The organism is Streptomyces purpureus (assembly GCF_014648195.1).
GTDB lineage: Bacteria > Actinomycetota > Actinomycetes > Streptomycetales > Streptomycetaceae > Streptomyces > Streptomyces purpureus.
This window is the reverse complement of sequence record NZ_BMQQ01000084.1, coordinates 1-725: the sequence shown is the minus strand read 5'-3', so window position 1 is coordinate 725 and position 725 is coordinate 1. Positions and strand designations below refer to the sequence as shown.

Genomic DNA, 725 nt, shown 5'->3' with positions numbered 1-725 from the left:
AGGAGGCGGAGTCCTTCGGTGGAGAGGGATTCGATGCCGGGTTGGACGGAGCGGACTCCGGCGCGGCGCATGCCGCGGATGTCGGCCCATTCCATGTTGGCTTTGACTTCGAAGAAGAGGGAGTGGTCGGTGCCGAGTTTTTCGACCATGGGGAGTGCGGTGTCGAGGTATTTGAGGTCGAGGATGTTGTCGACGGCGAAGAAGTCGAGGACGCCGTAGCGGTCCATCATGTGGCGGAGTTCGTCGGCGACGGTGTCGGGGTGTTTGCTGCGGTATTTCATGGTGGCGCCGTTGAGTCCGCAGAAGGTGCAGTGGGTTTTGGCACCCCACCAGCAGCCTCGGGAGAACTCGACGGGGAGGGTGATGTCGGGTTCGAGGCTGTGCAGGCCGGCGGTGCGGAGTTGTTCGAAGAAGCCGTCGTAGTTGGGCATGGGGACCTGGAGCGATTCGCCGGGCGGTCGGGGCTCCTGGGTGGTGGCGGCGGGCAGGCGGGTGATCAGGCGGCCTTCGGAGTGGACGGGTGCTCCGGCTTCGACCTGGCGCAGGAGGGCGACGAAGGCTTCCTCGCCGGGGCCGTCAACCACCGCGTCGATCGATGGGTAGTTGGCGAGCAGGGCGCGGCCCATCGGGCCTTCGCAGTTGCTGCCGCCGAGGACGATCACGCCTTCGAAGCCGCCCGTACGCAGCCGTTCGGCCACCGCCAGCGTCGGACCGTTCTGACTGAA

The 725-nt window shown here is 66.2% G+C and carries 1 protein-coding gene; it reads right to left on the bottom strand.

Annotation, left to right across the window (positions count from 1 at the left end; all coding sequences use genetic code 11):
• Nucleotides 1-725 (bottom strand): RiPP maturation radical SAM C-methyltransferase (locus IEZ01_RS34465; protein WP_506417172.1); only part of this gene is annotated, 725 nt, incomplete at both ends.